Origin of the sequence: Spiribacter sp. 2438, assembly GCF_009676705.1 — a bacterium.
Classification (GTDB): domain Bacteria; phylum Pseudomonadota; class Gammaproteobacteria; order Nitrococcales; family Nitrococcaceae; genus Spiribacter.
Window position 1 is genome coordinate 28542 of record NZ_CP046046.1, and the last position, 23141, is coordinate 51682.

Annotated in this window: 15 protein-coding genes; 6 read left to right on the top strand and 9 right to left on the bottom strand. The window is 67.0% G+C overall.

The genetic code is table 11. The annotated features are described in order from the left end of the window. Nucleotides 1–40: 40 nt before the first annotated feature. The gene (locus GJ672_RS00140) at nt 41–712 is read left to right on the top strand and encodes an alpha/beta hydrolase (RefSeq protein WP_154295308.1); all 672 of its coding nucleotides are present in this window, start codon (nt 41–43) and stop codon (nt 710–712) included. Here the strand turns inward: GJ672_RS00140 and argH are convergent. Beyond that, the gene (gene argH / locus GJ672_RS00145; RefSeq protein WP_154295309.1) at nt 709–2121 is read right to left on the bottom strand and encodes an argininosuccinate lyase; all 1413 of its coding nucleotides are present in this window, start codon (nt 2119–2121) and stop codon (nt 709–711) included. The genes GJ672_RS00140 and argH overlap by 4 nt on opposite strands. Before the next feature lie 180 nt (nt 2122–2301). Here argH and GJ672_RS00150 point away from each other — a divergent pair, with 180 nt between their 5' ends. From GJ672_RS00150 to GJ672_RS00170, 5 genes are all read left to right on the top strand, one after another. Further along, nucleotides 2302–3039 (top strand): LytTR family DNA-binding domain-containing protein, encoded by a 738-nt coding sequence (locus GJ672_RS00150; protein WP_154295310.1) that lies wholly within the window; start codon nt 2302–2304, stop codon nt 3037–3039. A gap of 87 nt (nt 3040–3126) precedes the next feature. After that, nucleotides 3127–4053, top strand: a complete 927-nt coding sequence (gene hemC, locus GJ672_RS00155; RefSeq protein ID WP_154295311.1) for a hydroxymethylbilane synthase — start codon at nt 3127–3129, stop codon at nt 4051–4053. Further along, nucleotides 4050–4820, top strand: coding sequence for a uroporphyrinogen-III synthase (locus tag GJ672_RS00160; protein WP_154295312.1), 771 nt, complete (start codon nt 4050–4052; stop codon nt 4818–4820). The genes hemC and GJ672_RS00160 overlap by 4 nt, the downstream gene beginning before the upstream one ends. Beyond that, nucleotides 4813–6066, top strand: coding sequence for a uroporphyrinogen-III C-methyltransferase (locus tag GJ672_RS00165; RefSeq protein ID WP_195759512.1), 1254 nt, complete (start codon nt 4813–4815; stop codon nt 6064–6066). Before GJ672_RS00160 ends, GJ672_RS00165 begins: the two co-directional genes overlap by 8 nt. Further along, the gene (locus GJ672_RS00170; RefSeq protein ID WP_154295314.1) at nt 6063–7256 is read left to right on the top strand and encodes a heme biosynthesis HemY N-terminal domain-containing protein; all 1194 of its coding nucleotides are present in this window, start codon (nt 6063–6065) and stop codon (nt 7254–7256) included. The genes GJ672_RS00165 and GJ672_RS00170 overlap by 4 nt, the downstream gene beginning before the upstream one ends. Here the strand turns inward: GJ672_RS00170 and GJ672_RS00175 are convergent. The 8 genes from GJ672_RS00175 to aceE are packed head-to-tail and all read right to left on the bottom strand — an operon-like array spanning nt 7253 to nt 23081. Next, a complete protein-coding gene (locus tag GJ672_RS00175; RefSeq protein ID WP_154295315.1) occupies nt 7253–8236 on the bottom strand; it encodes a quinone oxidoreductase in 984 nt (327 codons plus the stop codon). The two genes, GJ672_RS00170 and GJ672_RS00175, sit on opposite strands and share 4 nt — an antisense overlap. Then, entirely contained in the window at nt 8233–10545 is a 2313-nt protein-coding gene (locus GJ672_RS00180) for an NADP-dependent malic enzyme (protein WP_154295316.1), read from the bottom strand. The genes GJ672_RS00175 and GJ672_RS00180 overlap by 4 nt, the downstream gene beginning before the upstream one ends. 16 nt (nt 10546–10561) lie before the next feature. After that, nucleotides 10562–11356 carry an alpha/beta fold hydrolase gene (locus GJ672_RS00185; protein WP_154295317.1) on the bottom strand — a complete coding sequence of 265 codons (795 nt, stop codon included), beginning with the start codon at nt 11354–11356 and terminating at the stop codon, nt 10562–10564. Then, a complete protein-coding gene (locus tag GJ672_RS00190) occupies nt 11353–16182 on the bottom strand; it encodes an NAD-glutamate dehydrogenase (protein WP_154295318.1) in 4830 nt (1609 codons plus the stop codon). The genes GJ672_RS00185 and GJ672_RS00190 overlap by 4 nt, the downstream gene beginning before the upstream one ends. 22 nt (nt 16183–16204) lie before the next feature. Then, nucleotides 16205–17200 carry a 3-oxoacyl-ACP synthase III family protein gene (locus tag GJ672_RS00195; RefSeq protein WP_154295319.1) on the bottom strand — a complete coding sequence of 332 codons (996 nt, stop codon included), beginning with the start codon at nt 17198–17200 and terminating at the stop codon, nt 16205–16207. Between the two features lie 6 nt (nt 17201–17206). Then, a complete protein-coding gene (lpdA, locus tag GJ672_RS00200; protein WP_154295320.1) occupies nt 17207–19006 on the bottom strand; it encodes a dihydrolipoyl dehydrogenase in 1800 nt (599 codons plus the stop codon). A gap of 20 nt (nt 19007–19026) precedes the next feature. After that, nucleotides 19027–20373: a dihydrolipoyllysine-residue acetyltransferase gene (gene aceF, locus GJ672_RS00205; RefSeq protein WP_154295321.1), complete on the bottom strand. Its 1347-nt coding sequence runs from the start codon at nt 20371–20373 to the stop codon at nt 19027–19029. A gap of 26 nt (nt 20374–20399) precedes the next feature. After that, nucleotides 20400–23081, bottom strand: a complete 2682-nt coding sequence (aceE, locus tag GJ672_RS00210; RefSeq protein WP_229381893.1) for a pyruvate dehydrogenase (acetyl-transferring), homodimeric type — start codon at nt 23079–23081, stop codon at nt 20400–20402. Between the last annotated feature and the right edge of the window lie 60 nt (nt 23082–23141).

Below are 23141 nucleotides of genomic sequence, written 5' to 3' on the forward strand. Positions count from 1 at the left end.
TGACGCATTGTTCTGACCATCAGCACCGGGAGCATGACCCATGGCGCAGACGTTGCTTGAGACGGTAGAGACCGGGCCGGAGGACGCTCGCCACACGGTGCTCTGGTTACACGGCCTGGGGGCGAACGGCCACGACTTCGAGCCCATCGTGCCCGAGCTCGGCCTGCCGCCGTCGGCGTCGGTCCGGTTTGTTTTCCCCCACGCGCCGCAGCAGCCGGTGACCCTGAACGGGGGCATGACCATGCCGGCGTGGTATGACGTTTACGGACTGGAAGCGGGCACGCCTCAAGACGAACGGGGGCTTGACCGGGCCGCCGAGTGGGTCAGCGATCTCATTGACCGCGAGGCCCGGCGGGGGGTGCCGGCGGAGCGGCTGGTGCTGGCGGGGTTTTCCCAGGGCGGTGCGGTGGCGCTCCATGCCGGGCTGCGTTTCAGCGGCGGGCTGGCGGGCATCATGGGCCTGTCCACTTATCTGCCACTGCGGGATCACCTGGCCCAGGCCCGGGCGGCGGCCAACCGCGACACGCCGATATTCCTCGCCCACGGGCACCAGGATCCGGTGCTCGGGTTCGACCTGGGCGTGGCCTCCAGGGACGCCCTGCAGGCCCTGGGGCATCCGGTGGAGTGGCACGAGTACCCGATGGCTCACCAGGTCTGTCTGGAGGAGATTCGGGACATCGGCACCTGGCTGGGGCGGGTCCTGGGCCTCTAGACGCTGCCGCCCCGGGCGTCTGTCTTCAGACGGGCGCGGGCCGCAGCGATCTGTTTCCGAACCTGATCCGGCGCGGTGCCGCCGAAGTGGTCCCGAGCCGCCACCGAACCCTCGACGGTCAGAAATTCGAAGACATCCCCCGTAATCGCATCGGAAAACTGCTGCAGCTCCGCGAGCTCCATATCCGCCAGGTCACGACCGGTCTGGACCCCCAGTGCCACGGCCTGGCCGACAATCTCGTGGGCATCCCGGAACGGCACGCCGCGCCGGACCAGATAATCCGCCAGATCCGTTGCCGTGGAAAAGCCGGTGCGCGCGGCCTCCCGGGTTCGCTCCCGATCGACCACCAGTGCCGGCACCATGTCGGCGAAGGCCCGCAGACTGTCCCGCAGCGCGTCGGCGGCGTCGAACAGCGGCTCCTTGTCCTCCTGATTGTCCCGGTTATAGGCCAGTGGCTGGCCTTTCATCAGGGTCAGCAGGGTGTTCAAAGCGCCATGAACCCGGGCGCTCTTGCCCCGGACCAGCTCCGCCACATCCGGATTTTTCTTCTGCGGCATGATGGAACTGCCGGTGCAGAAGCGATCCGGCAGATCAATAAAGCCGGTGATCGGCGAGGCCCAGATCACCAGTTCCTCCGCCATGCGTGACAGATGAGTCATGGCCAGAGCGGCCGCCGAGACGAACTCGATGGCGAAGTCCCGATCCGAAACCGCATCCAGCGAGTTGCGGGTGGGCGCGTCAAAGCCCAGCTCGGTGCAGGTCTGATCCCGGTTGATGGGGAAGGTGGTGCCCGCCAGTGCCGCGGATCCCAGCGGCATCTGATTGGTGCGCACCCGGGCATCCAGCAGGCGGGACTCGTCACGCACCAGCATTTCGTACCAGGCCAGCATGTGATGACCGAAGCTCACCGGCTGGGCCACCTGCAGGTGGGTGAAGCCGGGCATGATGGTGTCCGCCTCCTGATCCGCCAGATCCACAAGACCGGCCTGAAACCGCCGCAGCAGGCCGACGCAGGCGTCGATTTCCGCCCGCAGCCAGAGGCGGACATCAGTGGCGATCTGGTCGTTGCGGGAACGCCCGGTGTGCAGCCGTTTGCCGGCATCGCCTATTCGCTCGGTGAGCCGGGCCTCGATGTTCATGTGGACGTCTTCGAGGGCCGGATCCCAGGGGAAGTCCCCCGCCTCGATTTCCACCGCAATGGCGTCCAGCCCTTCGATGATGGCGCGGGCATCCGCCGGGGTCAGGACCCCCTGGTCCGCGAGCATGCGGGCGTGGGCTTTCGAGCCGCGGATGTCCTCCCGAAACAGGCGCCGGTCGTAGTGCTCCGAGGCCGTGAACGCCGTCACGAATTCGTCCGTGGCTTCGCTGAAACGCCCGCTCCAGAGTGCTTTGTTGTCCGCCTTGCTCATGCTGGTCATCCAACGCCGGGGTGAGATCGGCGAAGTATAGCAGCCGCTTTCCATTCGTCGGATCGCGCCGGATGTGAACCGTTTGGCGGCGGCCGCCGCCGGCTTTGCGCATGCTCGGTCAGCCCGGTTCCGAAGGAATCGGAACCCGATGTCCTTTCAACTTGATCAAGGAGGTTGTGTATGAAAATCGTAATTGCCTGCGCACAGGATTCGCTTCGCCACCGTCTTGCCCGGTTGATTGCCAGTGGGAACACCGGCCGTGTGGCGGCGGCGGTGGCCGATCCCCGGGAGGCCATTGAGCGGCATCGCGCTGATCCGGTGGCGGTGGTGGTAATGGGCATCGTCGACGCATCGGACCTGCACCCAGCGGTGGCCATCAGCCAGGAGGACCCGGCGCCCGCTCTGGTAGCCGCCACGTCGCTGCAGGCCCCCATGCTGCCTTTGCTGGAGCAGGCCCGCATCAACCATGTGCTCGAGCACGTTCAGCCGGAGCGCCTGGCCGCCGCGCTTCACCAGGCTGAACCGCTGTCCCGGGCCCAGATTGAGTCGTTGCAGGCGGAGGACCCGGAGCGCGGTCGCCGCCACATCCTCTGTCGACGCCGGGCCGGCCTGGGCCTGATCCCCGTGGACGACGTCCGCTGCTTCGTCGCTGATCACAAATACGTGGCGGTCCAGCATGACGATGGCGAGGATCTCATTGAAGATTCCCTGTGCCGGCTGGAAGAGGAGTTCGGGCCGCGATTTCTGCGGGTCCATCGCAGTGCGCTGGTGGCGCGGAACAGTCTCCGGGGTCTGGAGCGGGACCCGTTTGGCCGGACCCATGCGCTGGTGGATGGCAGTGATGAGCCGGTGCCGGTGAGTCGCCGGCGGCTGCCCGCGGTGCGGCGCTGGCTGCGGGAGAGCGCCGGCGCCCACTAGCGTTTTGCCCGCCGGCATGGGCGCGGTATGGTTGCGGCTGACCGATCCCGGCCCGCCGCGGCCGCCGCGAAGAATCATTGTTTGTCCATGCCGATTGAACACCTACGCATTGCCACCCGCCGCAGCGCGCTGGCGCTCTGGCAGGCCAACCACGTGGCGGACCGCCTGCGGGCGCTGCACCCGGGCCTGTCCGTCGAACTGGTGGGCATGTCCACCCGGGGCGATGAAATCACGGACCGCCCGCTGATGGCGGTGGGTGGCAAAGCGCTTTTCGTCAAGGCCCTGGAAGAGGGCATGCTGGAGGGCCGGGCGGAAATTGCCGTGCACTCCATGAAGGATGTGCCCGCGGTGGTGCCCGCGGCTTTTCAGTTGCCGGTCATCCTCGACCGGGAAGATCCCTGTGATGCCTTGGTCTCCAACCGCTTCAGCGACGTCGACGAGTTGCCGGAGGGGGCCCGTGTGGGCACCGCCAGTCTGCGCCGCGAGGCCCAGCTGCGGGCCCGGCGGCCGGATCTGGTGGTGGAATCCCTGCGGGGCAACGTCCAGACCCGTCTGTCGCGACTGGATGCCGATGATTTCCAGGCGATCATTCTCGCGGCCTCCGGCCTGCGCCGGCTGGGGCTCGGAGAGCGTATTACCCGGGTGATGACACCGGATGAGAGTCTGCCGGCGGTGGGCCAGGGCGCCCTGGGGATTGAGTGCCGCTCCGATGATGACGAGGTGGCGGCGTTGATCGCCGGACTCGATGACCCGGACACCCATGACCGGGTCGCCGCGGAGCGGGCGGTCAACGCGCGCCTGGAAGGCAGCTGCCACGTGCCGCTGGCTGCCTATGCCGAGCTGACCGACGATGTAGGAATGTACCTGCGTGCGCTGGTGGCGAGCCGTGACGGCACCCGAGTGATTCGCGCCGAGGGACGGGCTGGCCGGCGAGAAGGGCCGTCCCTGGGGCATCGACTGGCCGGTGAGATGCTGGATCAGGGGGCCGGCGACATTCTCGCCGAGGTCCGGTGAACGGGCCGCTGGCGCAGCGTCGGGTGCTGGTGACCCGTCCGGCGGGCCAGGGCGAGGCCCTGGTGCAGCGGCTCCGGGATGGCGGCGCCCATGTCCTGTACCGCCCCACCCTCACCATCGAGCCTTTGAAGCCGGACACCGCCGCTCTGGCGGAGCCCCCCGACTGGATTGTTCTCACCAGCCCCAATGCCGTACGCCATGGCCATTCGTGGCTGAAGGCCCGGGATGTCGGCGGAGCCGGCGGATCGCCCCGAGTGGCTGCCGTGGGACCCGGCACGGCGGCGGCGGCCCGGGCAGTCGGCCTGTCTGTCGACGTCGCACCCCGAGGCGGCGGTGGCGCCGACGACCTGCTGGCAGAGTCGGCATTCCGGCCAGCGGCCGATGAGCGGGTACTGATTGTCCGCGGCGAGGGCGGCCGTCGGCGGCTTCAGGATGAATTGCGTGCCGGCGGCGTGCGGGTGGCCGAGGCGGAGGTCTACCGCCGATGCCCGGTGAGCACGGATCTCGCGGTGCCCGCCGACTGGCGGCGCCATGATCTGGATGTCACGATCGTGACCAGTCAGGCCGGGCTGACCGCCCTGCTCGGCATGGCAGCCCCGGACGCGCTAAGGTGGTTACAGGACAGTCGGCTGGTAACCGTCAGCGAGCGGATCGCAGGCGCCGCCCGCGACGCGGGATTCCGGGACACTCGGGTAGCGGCGGGCGCGGCGGATGCCGAGCTGGAACAGGCCGCCGGCCAGGCGGTACGGAGAGACGCACATGAGTGACGATAAAAAGCGCGATGCCACCGAGGCGGACAACCAGGCCGCCGGACCACCCGCCGGGGGTGCCGATGACCCGGTGACCACCGAGTCCAGCGACACGGCGTCTGCCGACGCGCCGGCGGAGGGCGGTCCCCCGGAGGCAGAGAGCGCCGGCGGCGGTGGCACCGACAAGGGAGCGTCGGCCAAAACCGGCCCGCCGTCACCGCCTTCACCGCCGGTGGCCGGGCGCCGCAGCGTGGCCGGTGTGCTCGCCCTGGTCGGGGTGCTGCTGGTGGCCATTCTCGGTGGCGGCGGCGGCTGGTACCTCTATCAGGAGGTGGAGGCATTGCAGGAGGCGAGGGATCAGTTCGCCCGGCAGTCTGCCCTCCAGTCCCTGGAAGCCCGGCAATCTGAGCAGTTTGGCGAGATGAGCGGACGGCTGGCCCAGTTTGGCGAGACCCTGGAGGATCGTCTTCAGGCCATGGCCAGGCTCGAAAACCGGCTTGAGGACCAGGCCGACGCCCGGGACACGCTGGCGGACCGGGTGGATCAGCTCTACCGACGCATGGAATCCGACGCCGACGACTGGCGAGAGGCCGAGGCGGCCTATCTGGCGAGCATTGCCGTCAACCGGGTGCGTTTCCATGGCGATATCAGCGGTGCACTGCGGGCGCTGGAAGGCGCGGATCATTTGCTGGCGGCGCTCGGCGGTGCCGGTATCCGCGGGCGCGAGGCGCTGGCCGAGGCCACCAATCGCTTGCTGGATGCCTCGCGGGACGACATGCCGGCCATCATGACCGGTCTGAGCCGGGTCGCCGACGGGCTGGATGATCTGCCGCTGGCCGAGGGGATCGAGCGCCGTGGGGTCACGGCGCCGGAACGGCTCACGGAAGCGCCGAATGGCTGGCAGGAGCGGCTGGAGCGCGCCTGGTCACAGCTTCGCACGGGTCTTGAAGGGCTCGTCACCGTCAGCCGGGAGCGCCAGGTGGAGCCGTTGCCGGATCCGGAGGCCCGCTTTTTGCTGCAGCAGAACCTGATGTTGCAGCTGGAGGCGGCCCGGCTGGCAGCGCTGCGAGGCGAACCGGAGTCCTATCAGCAGGCGCTGCAGCGGGTCGATATCTGGATCGAGGCGTATTTTGACTCCGCCGCGGACAGCGTGACCGCCCTGCGAGGCCGCATCGAGGCGTTGGCCGGACTGCGCGTCGAGACCGATCGGCCGGACATTGCCGATGTCCTGGCGCCGGTGCTGAGCGGGGGGCGGCTGCAATGATGCGGCGTATCCTGGCGCTGCTCGGTCTGCTGGTGGGCAGCGTGGCGGCGGCCATCTGGTTCGAGCGCCAGGGCGGGTTCGTCATGGTGCGGGTTGGCGAGATCACCGTGCAGAGCAGCCTGTTCGTGGCGCTGGCGGGGGTGGTTCTGATTGTCGCGGCGGCCCTGCTGGGGACCGGCCTGCTGCGACGGATTCGGGGGGTGCCCGAAGGCCTCCGGGACCGGCTCGGCAGTCGTCGCCGCCGCCGTGCCGCCAATGATCTGCTGGAAGGCGTGATCGAGCTCGCCGAGGGCCGTTATGCGCTGGCCGAAAAGCGGCTGGAAAGCAGTGTCCGGGCGGCGCGGCTGCCCATCTTCAACCATCTGCTGGCGGCGGTGGCGGCCCAGCGCCGGGGTGACTGGACGCGGCGGGACGACTTACTGGCCGAGGCGGATGCCGCCGAGCCCCGAGCCCGCGTAGCGGTCGGCCTGGTGCAGGCACAGTTGCAGCTGGACGCGGGGCAGTGGGAGCAGGCCGTGGCCACCCTCGGCTGGCTGCGGGAAAAGGCCCCCCGCAACCACCGGGTGTTGTCTCTGCTGGTGCGAGCAAAGCGGGCCCTGAACGATCAGTCGGGACTGGAAACCCTGCTGCCGGACCTGCGCCGAGAGGGGGTGCTGCCGGATCAGGAAATGGCAGCCCTTGAAGCCCAGACGCTGGAGCGTCGCTTTGAGGCGCTGCCCCTGGACGCCACGGCACCCACCCTGGCGAGTGTCTGGAAGACCGTCCCCAGGGGCCGGCAGCGAGATCCGGCGTTGCGGGTGCTCTATGCGAGAGCACTGATCCGTCGTGGCCACCATGACGCCGCCGAGCGCCTGCTGCGGGGATGGTTGAAGGATCGCTGGTCGCCGGAGTTGGTGGAGGTTTACGGGGAGCTGGCGGTGGATCCGCCGCAGCGAGCGGCCAAACCGCTTTCGGAGTGGCTTCGGGAGCGGCCGGAGGATCCGACTCTGCTGTTCGCCGCCGCCCGTCAGGCCATCCGGGCCGAGCTCTGGGGCCAGGCGCGCAGTTACCTGGAAGCGGCCGCCGCCCGCAGTGACCGGGCAGACGTCCACCGCTGCCTGGCCGAAGTGCACGAGCGGCTCGAGGAGCCCGAGCAGGCGCGACGCGCCTACCGGGCGGCCCTGGGAGTGGACGACTCGCTGGTGGGTTAGCCGGCGGTCAGAATGCTCGACCCCGTGGTTTGCCGCGCCTCCAGCGCCCGATGGGCATCGGCAGCCCTTGAAAGCGGCCAGGTCTGGCCGATGCGAACCCGGATCCGGCCTGCCCCGATGTTCTCGAATAGCGCGCGACCGGCCTCCTGCAACTCCTGCGGGGTGTCGATGTAGTCAAACAGGGTGGGTCGGGTCAGGAACAGCGACCCGCCGGCGGCCAGCTGCCCCACCTCGATGGCTGGCGGCTTACCGGACGACTGCCCGAAGCTCACCAGCATCCCCCGGCGGCGCAGTGCGCCCAGGGATCCCTCCAGGGTGTCCGCTCCCACGGAATCGTAGACCACGTCTACGCCCCGGCCGTCGGTGAGGGTACGGGCCGCTTCGGCGACATTGGTCTGCCGGTACAGCAGCGGGTAGTCGCAGCCATGGGCGCGGGCCAGTTCGGCCTTTTCGTCACTCCCCACGGTGCCGATGACCGTGGCGCCCAGGGCGCTGGCCCACTGGCAGGCAATCAGGCCGACACCGCCGGCGGCGGCATGAATCAGCACGGTATCGCCGGGCTGCACGGCATAAACCCGCTGCAGCAGCATGTGCGCGGTCATGCCCTTGAGCATGGCGGCGGCGGCGGTGGCGTTATCGATGGAATCCGGCAGCGGTACCACTTGATCCGCGGCGATCAGTCGCTCTTCGGCGTAGGCCCCCGGCGGGCGGGCGGCATAGGCCACCCGCTGCCCGGGCTGGAGATCCGTCTCCCCCTCGCCCACTGCGACCACTTCACCGGCGGCTTCCACGCCTGGCGTGAAAGGCTGGGTGGGCGCCGGGTAAAGCCCGGTGCGGAAGTACACATCAATGTAGTTGACGCCGATGTGGCTGTGTTTCAGCCGCACCTGGCCGGGGCCAGGCTGCCCCGGGTCGAAGGCTTCCAGCTGCAGGGCCTCCGGGCCGCCGGTCTGGTGGATGCGGATGGCCTGTGGGCTCACGACGAAGCCTCCTGGTCGGTGGGTTTGTCCCCGCGGTCGGCAGCCGCCATGGCCGCTTCGACGCTGGCCAGCGCGGTCAGGTTGACGATGCTGCGCACCGACACCGACGGTGTGAGGATGTGTGCCGGTTTTGACATGCCCAGCATAATGGGGCCGATGGACACGCCGTCGGTGACGGTTTTGAGAAGATTGAAAGCGATGTTGGCGGCATCCAGCGTCGGCATGATCAGCAGGTTGGCCTGACCCTCCAGCCGCGAGTTGGGGAAGATCCGCTGACGGATGTTTTCGTTGATGGCGGCGTCCCCGTGCATTTCGCCCTCCACTTCCAGACCCGGATCGCGGTCTTCGATGATCTGCATGGCCTCGCGCATCTTCACGGCCTCCGGGTTATTGGAGGTGCCGAAGTTGCTGTGGGACAGCAACGCCACCTTGGGGGTGATGCCGAATCGCCGGATTTCGTCCGCCGCCAGGATAGTCATCTCGGCGATTTGATGGGCGGTGGGGTTCTGATTGACGTAGGTGTCACACAGAAAGAGCGTGCCCTTGGGGGTGATGATGGCGTTCATGGCTGCCAGGTTGCGCACGCCGGTGCGCCGACCCAGGACCTCGTTCACGTAATCCAGTTGCCGGTGATACTTGCCCACCGCACCGGAGAGCATGGCATCGGCTTCGCCCCGCCGCACCATCAGCGCCGCGATCACGGTGTTGCGGGTGCGAACGATCTGCCGGGCCCGATCCGGGGTGACGCCGCGGCGCTCCATGATCGAATGGTAGAGCTGCCAGTACTCGCGGAAGCGGGGGTCGTCTTCGGGGTCCACCAGTTCGAAGTCCTCGCCGATGCGCAGCCGCAGCCCCAGGCGTTTGAGCCGCATTTCCACCACCCGCCGGCGACCGATGATGGTGGGACGGGCCAGGCCGTCGTCCACCACCTGCTGAATGCCCTGGAGGATGCGCGGGTCCTCGCCATCGCCATAGACCACCCGCTGGGGATTCTGACTGGCCCGCTCGAAAATGGGCTTCATCAGCAGGCCGGACTGGAACACGTACTCCGACAGGCGGCGGCGGTAGGCGGTGAAATCGGTGATGGGCCGGGTGGCGACGCCGCTTTCCATGGCGGCCCGGGCCACCTCCGGGGCAATGCGCGTGATCAACCGCGGGTCGAAGGGCTTGGGGATCAGGTAGTCCTTGCCGAAGGACAGCGGTTTACCGCCATAGGCGGCCACTACCACATCCGAGGATTCCATGGTGGCGAGGTCGGCAATGGCGCGCACGCAGGCCTTTTTCATTTCGTCATTGATGGTGGTGGCGCCGACGTCCAGTGCCCCCCGGAAAATGAACGGAAAGCAGAGCACGTTGTTGACCTGATTCGGATAGTCCGAGCGGCCCGTGGAGATAATGGCATCGGGGCGGGCCTCCAGCGCCTCCTCCGGCCAGATTTCCGGGGTCGGGTTGGCCAGCGCCATGATCAGGGGCTGATCGGCCATGGTGCGGACCATGTCCGGGGTAAGCACGCCCGGGGCGGACAGCCCCAGAAAGATATCCGCATCGACAATGGCCTCGGCCAGCGTGCGGGCACCGGTGTCGGCGGCATAAACCTCCTTGCGGGGGTCCATTGAGCTGGTCCGGCCCTGATAGACCACACCGTCCCGATCCGTGGCGATGATGTTCTCCCGGCGCAGCCCCATGGACACCAGCAGGTCCAGGCAGGCGATGGCGGAGGCGCCGGCGCCGGAGGTCACCAGCTTGACGTCTTCGAAGTTCTTGCCGACGAGACGCAGGCCGTTATAGAGAGAGGCCGCCGCGGTGATGGCGGTGCCATGCTGATCATCATGGAAGACCGGGATGTTCATGCGCTCGCGCAGGCGGGCTTCCACCTCGAAGCACTCGGGTGCCTTGATGTCTTCGAGATTGATGCCGCCAAAGGTGGGTTCCAGGCGGGCAATGGTTTCCACCAGCTGATCCGCATCGGTTTCGTCGATCTCGATGTCAAAGACATCAATGCCGGCGAACTTCTTGAACAGCACACCCTTGCCTTCCATAACCGGTTTGGAGGCGAGCGGGCCGATGCTGCCGAGCCCCAGCACTGCGGTGCCGTTGGTGACCACCCCCACCAGGTTGCCCCGGGCCGTCACCTCGGCGGCGGCCCGTTCATCCTCGACAATGGCGTCACAGGCGGCCGCCACCCCCGGGCTGTAAGCCAGTGCCAGGTCCCGCTGGTTGGCCAGTGGCTTGGTGGGTGCCACCTCGATTTTCCCCGGGGTGGGGTAGCGGTGATAGTCCAGTGCGCTTTGTCGAAAATCCTCTGCCATGTCGGTTTCCTTGGTGCTATGTTGATGCTCGCGAATGGAGAAATCGTTCGAGCCGCTCACCGAATGCGGTGGGCGCCTCGGCATGAACCCAGTGGCCCACCCCGTCGATGGACTCGATGGTGGCCTGGGGGAACTGGTGATTGATGGCGGCGCGGCCGCGGCGGTCCACATAGTCGGACGCCCCGCCATGCAGGAACACCATGGGGGTTGATCGGGGCGCGGGCTCCCGCAGCGGCCAGTCCTGAATCACTGACAGCTGGTCCGCCAGGATTGCCAGGGGGATCCGCCAGCCCCAGGCGCCCTGCTGACGCTGCAGATTAGTGAGCAGAAATTGCCGCACCATGGGGTGGGGGACCGCCGCGGCCAGTTGTGCATCGGCATCCTCTCGGTTGCGCAGGCCCTGGGTGTCCAGCGCCTGCATGGCGGCGATCAGGCGGCCGTGCTCGGCGGAGTGGTCGTAGGCCACCGGCGCGATGTCCACCACCAGGGCGGAGTGAACCCGCTGGGGGTGACCCAGGGTCAGGGCCATGGCCACCTTGCCGCCCATGCTGTGGCCCACGAGGCGGCCGGCGTCGATGCCCTCGGCATCCATGAGCGCCACCACATCGTCGGCCATGACCCGGTAATCCATGTCGGCGGCATGGGGCGACTGACCGTGATTGCGAAGATCCGGCAACAATACCCGGTGGTCGGCTCCCAGCGGGCGGGCCACGGCGCGCCAGTTACTGCCGGAGCCGTAGAGGCCATGCAGGAAAATCACCGCCGGGCCATCGCCGCTGGTCCGGACATTGAGGGGCACGCTGCGGGTCACGGGGCATTCTCCTGATGGGGACGGCTCAACCAGTGCAGTGACTGCATGGCCACACCCAGCATGGCGGTGTCCGGCTGGGCCGCGGCGGTGATCTGCTCCACGGTCTGCCGGAAATGATCCACCGCTTCCTGGTTGGTCTCGATCCACCGCTGCAGTCGTTGCTCGGTCTCGGCTGCCGGGGTCTCCGCCAGGATGGTCTCGGTGAGTCGCCGCTGTTCTTCGTGCAAGTTCTCAACAAGGCCGGTCTGGTATCGCGCCTGCCAGTCGTCTGCCGGGTTGAACGCCTGCAGGCAGTGCCGCAGGTCGTTCGCCCCGGTGAGGTCCGCGGCCCCAAAGTGGATGCGCCCGGCTTCTTCCAGCGTGGTCTGATGGCGCCTGGCGGCGACGTCGATGTCCGGCGCCGCGTACAGGGTGGGCAGCCGGCTCAGGCGCCCGGCAAGTGCCTCGGGAACACCGGCCGCGACATGCTCGGCGCGGATTGCCTCCAGGCGAGCGCAGTCGCGCTCGGCCAGCAGGTCGGGCAGCTGCCGATCGAGGCGCTGAACCGCCTCCCGGGTGGAGTGGATATGATCGGCCAGCGCCTGCTCCGGCAGGCCCTGGCGCAGCATCCGGACCGTGGCCCGCTCCTGCACCCCGCAGAGCCCCTGCAGGATGGCGTGCTGGTGGTCCGTGGTCACCTGGTTGTCCAGGGCATCCACGGCGTACCAGAGATCCCGCAGATCGTAGATGTCGCGGGTGGCGACAAAGGCCCGGGCGGCGGTGGGCACGTTATTGCCGGTGATGGCTGCGACCCGCATCAGAAAAGTGGCGCCCATGCGGTTGAGGACGTGATTGGCGAGGTTGGTGGCAATGATCTCGCGACGCAGCGGATGCTGATCGATGCGGTGGCGAAAGCGCTCGCGCAGCGGCCCGGGAAAATACGCCACCAGATCATCCAGGAACAGCTCTCCCGCCACCAGATCCGAGTCCAGCAGTTCCTCGAAGGCCAGAATCTTGGCGTAGGCCAGCAGAATGGACAGCTCCGGCCGGGTCAGGCCCTGTCCCCGCTGGCGGCGTTCATCCAGGGTCTCTTCGTCGGGCAGCTGCTCAACGCCCCGGTCGAGCCGGCCCATCCGCTCCAGGGCACGCAGACAGCGCGCCTGCTCCTCCAGCTGGCCGGGCGCGCGGTCGGCCATCAGGCTCAGGCCCTGGGTCTGCCGGTAGTTGTTGGCCAGCACCAGATCGGCCACGGCGTCGGTCATGTCGGCCAGCAACTGGTTGCGCTGCTTGATGGTCAGGTCGCCATCATCCACGACGCCATTCAGCAACACCTTGATGTTGACCTCGTGGTCGGAGCAGTCGACGCCGCCGGAATTGTCGATGGCATCGCTGTTCACCCGGCCACCGGCCTGGGCAAAAGCCACCCGTCCCAGCGGGGTGATACCGAGGTTGCCCCCTTCGCCGATGACCCGGCACCGCAGTGACTCGGCATCGACCCGTACCGGGTCGTTGGCCTTGTCGCCGACGTCGGCATGACTTTCGTCAGCGGCTTTGATGTAGGTGCCGATGCCGCCATTCCAGAGCAGATCCACCGGAGCCCGAAGAATGGCGCTGACCAGTTCGGCGGGGGTCAGCTGCGAGGCCGTGATGCCCAGTGCTGCCCGGGCCGGTTCGGGCAGCGTGATGGCTTTGGCGGTTCGTGGCCAGACGCCGCCGCCCTCGGACAGGCAGTCGCGATCGTAGTCGTCCCAGCTGGAATGGGACAGACGAAAAAGCCGCTGGCGCTCGGCGTAGCTCACCGCCGGATCCGGGTCCGGGTCGATGAACACGTGTCGATGGTCAAAGGCGGCGACGAGCCGGATCTGCGGTGAGCAGAGCATGCCATTGCCGAATACGTCGCCGGACATGTCACCAATGCCGGCGGCGGTGAAGGGCTGTGCCTGAATGTCCCGTCCCAGCTCGCGAAAATGCCGTTGAACCGCCACCCAGGCGCCGCGGGCGGTGATCCCCATTTTTTTGTGGTCATAGCCGGTGGAACCGCCGGAGGCGAAGGCGTCATGCAGCCAGAAGTCATATTCCTCGGCAATGGCATTGGCCTCGTCCGAAAAGGTGGCGGTGCCCTTGTCCGCCGCCACCACCAGGTAGGGGTCGTCTTCGTCGTGCCGCACCACCGCGGGCGGAGGCTGTATTCGCCCATCGACGATGTTGTCGGTGATGTCCAGCAAACCGCGGATGAACAGCCGATAACAGGCCAGGACCTCCTCGGCCTGCGCCGCCCGCTCCCGGGGCAGGCATTTGCAGACGAAACCGCCCTTGGCGCCCACCGGCACGATCACGGCGTTTTTGACCATCTGCGCCTTCATGAGCCCGAGGACTTCGGTGCGGTAGTCCTCGCGCCGGTCGGACCAGCGCAGCCCGCCACGGGCCACTTTGCCCCCGCGGAGGTGCACGCCCTCCATGCGGGGGGAGGTGACGAAAATTTCGTAGGCGGGCACCGGCTGAGGGACGCCGGGGATGGATGCCGGGCTGAGCTTCAGGGCCAGGTAGGGGCGAGGCTGACCGGCGGTGTCACAGCGATAGCGGCTGGTGCGCAGGGTTGCCTGAATAGCCGCCAGCAGGCGTCGCAGAATGCGGTCCTCGTCCAGGCTCTGAACCTGCTCAAGGTCGGCCTCGATGGCCCGCGCCAGTTGCTCGGCCCGGTCCGGATCGTGACCGGCGGGGTCGAGCCGTGCACCGAACAGGCTCACCAGGCGTGCCGCTACCGCCGGGCTGGCGGCCAGGGTGTCCTCGATATAGGCCTGGCTGTAGGCACTGCCGGCCTGCCGCAGGTACTGGGCATAGGCGCGCAACACGGCGATGGACCGCCAGTCCAGACCCGGGTCCAGCAACAGGCGGTTGAACCCGTCGTCGTCGGTTTCGCCTCGCCAGATGGCCTTGAAGGCCTCGGCAAACCGGCTCTGCAGTTCGCCGGGGTTGAGGTTCAGAGACGGCTCGTGACGCAGGCCGAAGTCATGGATCCAGCGAGCCGACCGGGCCGGCGCGTGAATGCCATAGGGCCGCTCATCCACCACCTGCAGGCCCATGTGCTCGAGCACCGGCAGCACCTCGGAGAGATTCAGGGGGTCGCCGCGCTGATAGAGCCGCAGCCGCAGGGTGCCGGCTTCTGCCTCCAGGGGGCGGTAGAGGCTGATGGCCAGTGGCTCGTTGGCACTCAGGCCATGGATTCGTTCGATGTCCTGGGCCGCCGCCCGGGGGCTGGTGTCTTCGCGGTAGGCGGCGCTGACCGCCTCACCGTATAGATGATGCAGCCGCGTGCCCCGGGCTTCGCCGCAATGCTCTACCAATGCCTGAGCCAGATCGTCGGTCCAGGCGCGGGTGGTGGCGGCCAGTCGGGCCTCGACGGCGTCCTCGTCCACTTTAGGCATCGGTCCGTCATCCAGATGGATGATGAACTGAATGCGGGCCAGCACGGCCTCGGAGAGCTGCACCGTGAACTCCGAGTGGGCGCCGCCATAGGCGTCCATGAGAATGGACTGCATGCGCTGGCGCACCGCCGTGTCGTAACGATCCCGGGGCGCGTAGACCAGACAGGAGACGTAGCGCCCGAAACGGTCATGGCGGGTGAAGAGCCGAACCCGCTGGCGCTCCTGGAGCTGCAGAATGCCCACCGCAATGTCGTGCAGGGTGGCGGCATCAATCTGGAACAGCTCGTCCCGGGGATAGGTCTCGAGGATATGCCCCAGGGCCTTGCCGGCATGGCTGTTCTGACGCAACCCGGCCATCTGCAGCACGGCACGCACCCGCCGCCTCAGCAGCGGGATGCGGTGGGGGCTCTGACTGTAGGCCGCGGAGGTGAACAACCCCAGGAATCGGTGTTCGCCGATGACCTCACCCTGCCGATCGAAGCGCTTAACGCTGATGCTGTCCATGTAGCCGCGGCGGTGCACCGTGGAGCGGTGGCTGGATTTGGTCAGAATCAGCGGATCCGGGTCAACCGCCTGCTCCCGCATGGGCGCGGGCAATCGATCGAAGCGGCTGGACAGATGCCGCTCCTGACTGTCCTGGCGCAGTAACCCCAGGCCGCTGTCCTTGACGGCATTGAGCTCCAGTTCGCGGCCCTGCCGGCGGAGGTTGTAACGGCGGTACCCCAGAAAGGTGAAATGATCTTCCAGCAGCCATTCCAGAAAGGCGATCACTTCTTCCAGATAGTCATCCTCCATGGCCGGTCCGTGGCGGCGAAGCCCCTCAATGGCCTTGTGGGCCTGCCGGGCCATGGGCTGCCAGTCACTGACGGCGGCCTCCACGTCGCCGAGTGCGGACCATAGCGCCTGCTCGATGGCCTCCAGCTGGCGGCCATCGCTCTGGCGATCCACTTCCAGGTGGATCCAGGCCTCGGCCTGGCCATCACTGGCCGGATCGCCGCTGACCTGTCGGGCATGGCCGTCGCCCGAGCGATCCACTTCCAGCACCGGATGAACGATCAGGTGGATCATCAGGCCGAGTTCGTTGAGCGCCATGGACAACGAGTCGACGAGAAACGGGCTGTCATCGGTGACCAGCTGGACCACCGTATGGGTAGACTCCCAGCCGTTGTGCTGCGGGTCGGGGTTATAGACGCTCAGGCGGGTATGACCCGTCGGACGACGCTCGCCGAGACTCCAGTGGGAAATGGCGGCGCCGTAGAGGTTGGTGATGTCCCGTTCGTTAAGGTCCGGAGTCGGCAGGGCGGCGGCGTAATGGCGAAGAAAATCCTGGATCAGTGGCAGGCGGTCGGTCTTCCAGCGCTCCTGGGCCCGCTCCAGTAACGCGTCGACCCGGCGTGTACGCAAAGCGCTCGCCTGATTCATCTCCGCCTCCTCCCGTAAAAGCCTAGAGGGTCAGTGCCACTCCAGCCATGTTGTATCCAACCCCCGACCCCACCAGCGTGACCCGGTCGTCCGGCCCGGCCTGTCCACTGCGCAACACGTGGTCCAGTGTAATGGGCAGACAGGCGGAACCGGTGTACCCGTATTCCGCCATGAGCCGGGGCGCCCGCTCCGGCGGCAGGCCCAGTGTCCCGCAGACGGTATCGATGCTGCCGGCGTTCACCTGGGTGAACAGCGCCAGATCCACCGTGGCCGGGTCAAAGTCGCCGCGCCGGCCCAGCTCCCGCATGACCGCCGGCCACCCCTCCTCGTTAATGGCCGGGGGATAGCGCTCCTGTAGTCGCACCCGGGTGCGACCCGCCGCCACCGCCTCCTGACTCGCCGGTTCCTGGGTGCCCCCGGCCATAATGCCCCAGTGATCGGCGTATCGGCCATCCGCCATGAACGCGGTGGCGCCGATTCCGCGGTTCTCGGCGGGTTCCAACAGGGCCGCTCCCGCCCCATCGCCATAGAAGAACACCGTCGGGTCGTCCGGATCCGCCAATCGCTGCATCAGGTAGGCGCCCACCACCAGCACCGAGCGCAGAGTGGGGTTGCCGGCCATCAGGCCCGCCGCGGTGGCCAGACCGGTGGGAAAGGAGGCGCAGGCGCAACCAATATCGAAAGTACCGGCTCGCCGGGCGCCCAGTTTGGCCTGCAGGATGACGCTGGTGGCGGGGGTCAGGCGATCCGGCGTGTCGGTGCCGAGGATAATGAGATCCAGATCATCCGGCTGCCGACCGGCCTGGCTCAGGGCCTGTTGCGACGCCTTCAGGGCCAGATCCGAGGTGGTCTGATCCGGCGCCGCGTAAAAGCGCTGCAGGATGCCGGAACTGGCTTCAAAGCGATCAATCAGTTCCGCTTTACCGTGAGGCTCGAAACGCTGCCGCAGCTCGTCGTTGGTCACTCGGCGCTCGGGGATATAGCGTCCGGTGGCAACGACGGCGGCGGTTTCGGGCATGATCCCTCAGCGCTTCTTTTTGGGGATGTACAAATCCGTCAACGTTCCCGCGGCGGCCTCGGCCGCCATGCCGACGGTCTCGGAGAGCGTCGGGTGCGGATGAATGGTCAGACCAATATCGTGCATGTCGGCACCCATTTCAATGGCGAGTCCGACTTCGGCGATCAGGTCACCGGCGTTGGTGCCGACAATGCCGGCGCCGATGACCCGCTCCGTGCCCTTCTCGAAGATGAGCTTGGTGATGCCTTCGTCGCGGCCGTTGGACAGGGACCGGCCATTGGCCGCCCAGGGGAAGTTGCCCACTTCCACGTCCAGGCCTTCGGCTTTGGCCTGCTCCTGGGTAACGCCCACCCAGGCCACTTCCGGGTCGGTGTAGGCCACCGATGGAATGACCCGGGCGTCGAAGGCACTTTTTTCGCCGGCGGCCACTTCGGCGGCCACCTTGCCTTCGTGAACCGCCTTGTGAGCCAGCATGGGCTGCCCGATCAGGTCACCGATGGCAAAGATGTGGGGCACCCGGGTGCGCATCTGCTCATCGGCCTCGATGCAGCCATTGTCCAGCACGTTGACGCCGGTGGCCTCGATGTTGAGGAGGTCGGTGTTGGGCCGTCGGCCCACCGACACCAGCACGCGATCGAAGCGGTCCTCGGCCGGGGCCTTGTCGCCTTCGAAGGTGACGCTGACGCCGTCGTCGTCGGCGCTGAGGCTGGACACCCGCGTGTTGAGGAAGATGTTGGCGTAGCGCTTCTCGATGATCTTGCGGAACGGCTTGACGATGTCCGGATCGGCGCCGGTCATCAGCCGGTCCGCCAGCTCCACCACGGTAATTTCACTGCCCAGGGCGTGGTACACCGAGGCCATCTCCAGGCCGATGATGCCACCGCCCACCACCAGCATGCGCCTGGGCACCTCCTCGAGCTTGAGGGCGTCGGTGGAGTCCATGATTCGCGGGTGATCCAGATCGAAGCCCGGGGGGGCAATGGGACGGGATCCCGCGGCGATGATGACGTTGCGGAAACTGATGTCCCGGGCGCCACCCTCGGTGTCCACCCGAACGTGGTAGTCATCGACGAACTGCGCGGGTCCGTGGACCACCTCGACCTTGCGCTGCTTGGCGAGGCCCACCAGCCCGCCGGTGAGCTTGCCCACCACGTCGGACTTCCAGGACTCGAGTTTCGGCAGGTCGATCTCCGGTTTGCCGAAGCGGATGCCGTGGTCGGCGAAGTATTCCGCTTCGTCGATGACCTTGGCGGCGTGCAGCAATGCCTTGGAGGGGATGCAGCCGACGTTCAGGCAGACCCCGCCGAGGGTGGGGTAGCGCTCGATCAGGATGGTGCGCAGACCGAGGTCGGCGGCGCGGAAGGCGGCGCTGTATCCGCCGGGGCCCGCACCCACCACCAGAAGATCACAGTCCGCGTCCGTCGGCGCCTCGGCGTTGGCGCTGGCTGCCGGCGCCGGGCTGGCGGGCGCTGCCGGCGGTGCCGATGTCGACTCAGTGGCGGCGGGCTCGGCCGCTGGCGCGTCGCCGCTATCCGCTGCGGCCTCGTCGCCGCCTCCACTGCCGTCGGCCGGTACGGCCATGCCGATGACATCGCCCTCGGAGACCTTGTCGCCCACATTCACTGACAGTGACTCGATGGTTCCATCGAAGGGGGCGGGCACTTCCATGGTGGCCTTGTCGCTTTCGAGGGTGATCAGCGAGGCCTCGGCCTCAACCTGGTCACCCGGCGAGACCAGCACTTCGATGATTTCCACGGCATCGAAGTCACCAATGTCGGGGACGCGAATTTCCCTGGCTTCTGACATGGATCTCGATCCTTTGAACGTTAGAGGATGAGCCGGCGGAGATCGCCGAGCACACCGGACAGGTAGGTGGTGAAGCGGGCGGCGGAAGCGCCGTCAATCACCCGATGGTCATAGGACAGGCTCAGCGGCAGCATCAGCCGGGGCGTGAACTCCGAGCCGTTCCAGATCGGCTTGGTGGCGGATTTCGACACCCCCAGAATGGCCACTTCCGGGGCGTTGACGATGGGAGTGAACGCCGTGCCGCCAAGACCGCCGAGGCTGGAGATGCTGAACGTCCCGCCCTGCATGTCCGCGGGGCCGAGCTTGCCATCCCGGGCCTTGCCGGAGAGCTCGCCCAGGTCGGCCGCGATTTCGTAGATGCCTTTTTTGTCGGCATCCCGAATCACCGGCACCACCAGGCCCTGGGGCGTGTCCACCGCCACCCCGACATTGATGTAATGCTTGCGGATCAGCACCTCGCCGTCGCTGCGCAGGGAACTGTTGAAGTCCGGGAACTCCGCCAGGGCACGAGCCGACGCCTTGACCAGGAACGCCAGTGGCGTGAGTTTGACGCCGGCTTTCTCGGCCGCCGCCTTCTCATCCTTGCGGAAGGCTTCGAGCTCGGTGATGTCCGCCTCGTCAAACTGGGTCACATGGGGAATGTTCAGCCAGCTGCGGTGCAGATGGGGCCCGGAGAGTTTCTTGATGCGCGGCAGCGCCACTTCCTCGACGTCGCCGAACTTGCTGAAGTCGACATCGGGGATCGGCGGGATGCCGGCACTGCCGGTGGCGGCGGGTGCCGCGGCACTGGTGCCGCCGCCCTCCATCACCGATTTGACGAAGGACTGCACGTCTTCGCGGGTGATCCGGCCCTTTCGACCGGTGCCGTTGACCTGATCCAGCGGAACGCCCAGTTCCCGGGCGAAGCGGCGTACCGAGGGCCCGGCATGAGCCAGGCGCTGGGTTTCGGCGTCGAGGGACTCGCCGCCCCCCGTTGCGGGCGCCGGTGCCGCCGCCGTCGGGGCGGCGGGAGCGGCCGGTGCCAAACCCGTATCCGCGGGCTCGGCGGGCGTTTCGGCCGGGGCCGCAGCGCTTTCTTCCTCGGCGGCGCCGGCGGGTGCCTCGGCGGCGTCGCCACCCGCATCGCCGCTGACTTCCACCTTGGCCAACGGTGTGCCTTCCGAGACCTTGTCACCCGGCTGGATCAGTATTTCCTTGATGGTGCCGGCCACCGGCGAGGGCACCTCCATGGTGGCCTTGTCGCTCTCCAGCGTGATGAGTGAGTCCTCGGCCTCGACCGCGTCACCCGGGCCTACCAGGACCTCGATGACCTCCACGGCATCAAAGTCGCCGATATCCGGGACGGCAATTTCCTGTACCTCTGCCACGCAATGTCCTCCTGCGCCGTTGTGCCCTAGACCGTCACCGGGTTGGGGGCTTCGGTGTCAATGTTGTATTTCTTGATGGCCTTGCTGACCTGGTCCGGCTTGATCACGCCGTCATCCGCCAACGCCTTGAGGGCGGCCACGGTGACGTAGTGCCGGTCGACCTCAAAGAACCGACGGAGGTTCTCGCGGGTGTCGGATCGGCCGTAACCATCGGTCCCCAGCACCACGAAGCGGCGATCCACATAGGGCCGGATCTGGTCGGCAAACGCCCGCATGTAGTCCGTGGACGCGACCATGGGGCCCTCGTAGTTTTCAAGGCACTGGCGAACGTACGGCACCCGGGGGGGTTCTTCGGGATGAAGCAGGTTGTAGCGCTCGCAGTCGATGCCGTCACGGCGCAGTTCGGTGAAGGACGGGCAGCTCCAGATGTCGCTGTCGATGCCCCAGTCCTCCTTGAGCAGCTTGGCGGCGGCCATGACCTCGATGAGGATGGTGCCCGAGCCCATGAGCTGAACCCGCTTCTTGCCGCGGCCGCCCTTCTGCAGCAGATACATGCCGCGGCGGATGCCTTCCTCGGCGCCCTCCGGCATGGCCGGCTGGTGGTAGTTCTCGTTCATCATGGTGATGTAGTAGAAAACCGATTCCTGGTTTTCATACATCCGCTTGAGCCCGTCCTGGATGATCACCGCCATTTCGTAGGCAAAGGTCGGGTCGTAGGACACACAGTTGGGGATGGCGGCGGTGCTCAGGTGGCTGTGGCCATCCTCGTGCTGCAGGCCTTCACCATTGAGGGTGGTGCGGCCGGCGGTGCCGCCCATCAGGAAGCCCTTGGCCTGCATGTCCCCGGCGGCCCACCACAGGTCGCCCGTTCGCTGATACCCGAACATGGAGTAGTAGGCGAAGAACGGAATCATCTCCACGCCGTGGTTGGCATAGGCGGTGGCCGCGGCGATCCAGCTGGACATGGCGCCGGCCTCATTGATGCCCTCCTGAAGGATCTGGCCTTTCTGGTCCTCCCGGTAGTACATCAGCTGATCGGCGTCCTGGGGCTCATAGAGCTGACCCTTGGGTGAGTAAATGCCCACCTGGCGGAACAGGCCCTCCATGCCAAAGGTGCGGGCCTCGTCGGGGACGATGGGCACCAGTCGCGGTGCCAGCGCCTTGTCCCGGGCGATCACCGACAGGGCCCGCACGAACGCCATGGTGGTGGACATCTCCCGCTCGCCGCTGTCCTTGAGGAGCACCTCGAAGGCGGAGAGCTCCGGTGTCTTCAGCGACTCGGCGGTGACCTTTCGTGCCGGCAGGTGACCCCCGAGGGCCTCACGGCGCTCCCTGAGATAGCGAATCTCCGGCGAGTCATCCGCCGGCCGGTAGAACGGCGCATCGGCGACCTTGTCGTCGGGGACCGGAATATGGAACCGGTCCCGGAACTCCTTGAGGGCGGTCTCAGCCATTTTCTTCTGCTGATGGGTGATGTTCTGACCTTCGCCGGCTTCACCCATGCCATAACCCTTGACGGTCTTCGCGAGGATGACCGTGGGCTGGCCCTCGTGCTCCGAAGCGGCCTTGTAGGCGTTGTAGACCTTGGTGGAGTCATGGCCACCGCGGTTGAGCCGCCAGATGTCCTCGTCGGACATGTTGGCCACCATGGCCTTGAGCTCGGGATATTTGCCGAAGAAGTGCTCGCGGGTATAAGCGCCGCCCTTGGCCTTGAAGTTCTGGTATTCGCCGTCCACGGCTTCTTCCATGCGCCGCCGCAGCAGACCGTCGTGGTCCTTGGCCAGCAGCGGATCCCAGTAGGAGCCCCAGATGACCTTGAGGACGTTCCAGCCGGCCCCGCGGAACTCACCTTCCAGCTCCTGGATGATCTTGCCGTTGCCGCGCACCGGGCCGTCGAGGCGCTGCAGGTTGCAGTTGACCACGAAGATCAGGTTGTCGAGGCCCTCCCGGGCGGCGACACCAATGGCCCCCAGGCTCTCCGGCTCGTCCATTTCCCCGTCGCCACAGAACACCCAGACCTTGCGATCGGCGGTGTCGGCGATGCCCCGATTGTGCAGATACTTCAGGAAGCGGGCCTGATAGACCCCCATGATCGGTCCGAGGCCCATGGACACCGTGGGCAACTGCCAGAAATCCGGCATCAGCCAGGGGTGCGGATAGGAAGATAGCGGCTTGCCGGACTTGGCCAGATCGGCCCGGAAGTTCAGCAGGTCTTCCTCAGTCAGACGACCTTCCAGGAAGGCCCGGGCGTAGATGCCGGGTGCCGAGTGACCCTGGATGAAGACCAGGTCGCCGCCATGGTCCTCGCTCTGGGCGCGCCAGAAGTGATTGAAGCCCACTTCGTAGAGCGTGGCGGACGAGGCAAAGGAGGCAATATGGCCACCGATGCCGTCGCGGTCCCGGTTGGCCTGCACCACCATAGCCATGGCGTTCCAGCGAATGATGGAGCGGATCCGCGACTCCAGTGCCCGGTCTCCCGGATGGGGCGCTTCATGTTGTGGCGGGATGGTGTTCTGGTAGGCCGTGGTGGCCTTGAAGGGAAGCTGCCCTCCGCGCCGCCGGGTGGTGTCCACCAGCTGCTCCAGCAAAAACTGGGCGCGCTCCGGGCCTTCATAGGCCAGCACGGACTCAATGGCTTCCAGCCACTCCTGGGTTTCCTGGGGGTCGGCGTCGCCGGGAACCGGCATGGGCTTCATTCTTGCTGCCATCGCTCACCTCTTGCGTGGTCGTTTGCGTCGCCAGACTAGCGTCCATGAACTCGCTCAGCC

Coding starts and splice junctions, on each gene's coding strand:
- GJ672_RS00180 (WP_154295316.1), bottom strand. CDS start 10,545: ATGGCAGAGGATTTTCGACAAAGCGCACTGGACTATCACCGCTACCCC.
- GJ672_RS00170 (WP_154295314.1), top strand. CDS start 6,063: ATGATGCGGCGTATCCTGGCGCTGCTCGGTCTGCTGGTGGGCAGCGTG.
- GJ672_RS00195 (WP_154295319.1), bottom strand. CDS start 17,200: ATGCCCGAAACCGCCGCCGTCGTTGCCACCGGACGCTATATCCCCGAG.
- hemC (WP_154295311.1), top strand. CDS start 3,127: ATGCCGATTGAACACCTACGCATTGCCACCCGCCGCAGCGCGCTGGCG.
- GJ672_RS00150 (WP_154295310.1), top strand. CDS start 2,302: ATGAAAATCGTAATTGCCTGCGCACAGGATTCGCTTCGCCACCGTCTT.
- GJ672_RS00190 (WP_154295318.1), bottom strand. CDS start 16,182: ATGAATCAGGCGAGCGCTTTGCGTACACGCCGGGTCGACGCGTTACTG.
- argH (WP_154295309.1), bottom strand. CDS start 2,121: ATGAGCAAGGCGGACAACAAAGCACTCTGGAGCGGGCGTTTCAGCGAA.
- GJ672_RS00165 (WP_195759512.1), top strand. CDS start 4,813: ATGAGTGACGATAAAAAGCGCGATGCCACCGAGGCGGACAACCAGGCC.
- aceE (WP_229381893.1), bottom strand. CDS start 23,081: ATGGCAGCAAGAATGAAGCCCATGCCGGTTCCCGGCGACGCCGACCCC.
- GJ672_RS00140 (WP_154295308.1), top strand. CDS start 41: ATGGCGCAGACGTTGCTTGAGACGGTAGAGACCGGGCCGGAGGACGCT.
- lpdA (WP_154295320.1), bottom strand. CDS start 19,006: ATGTCAGAAGCCAGGGAAATTCGCGTCCCCGACATTGGTGACTTCGAT.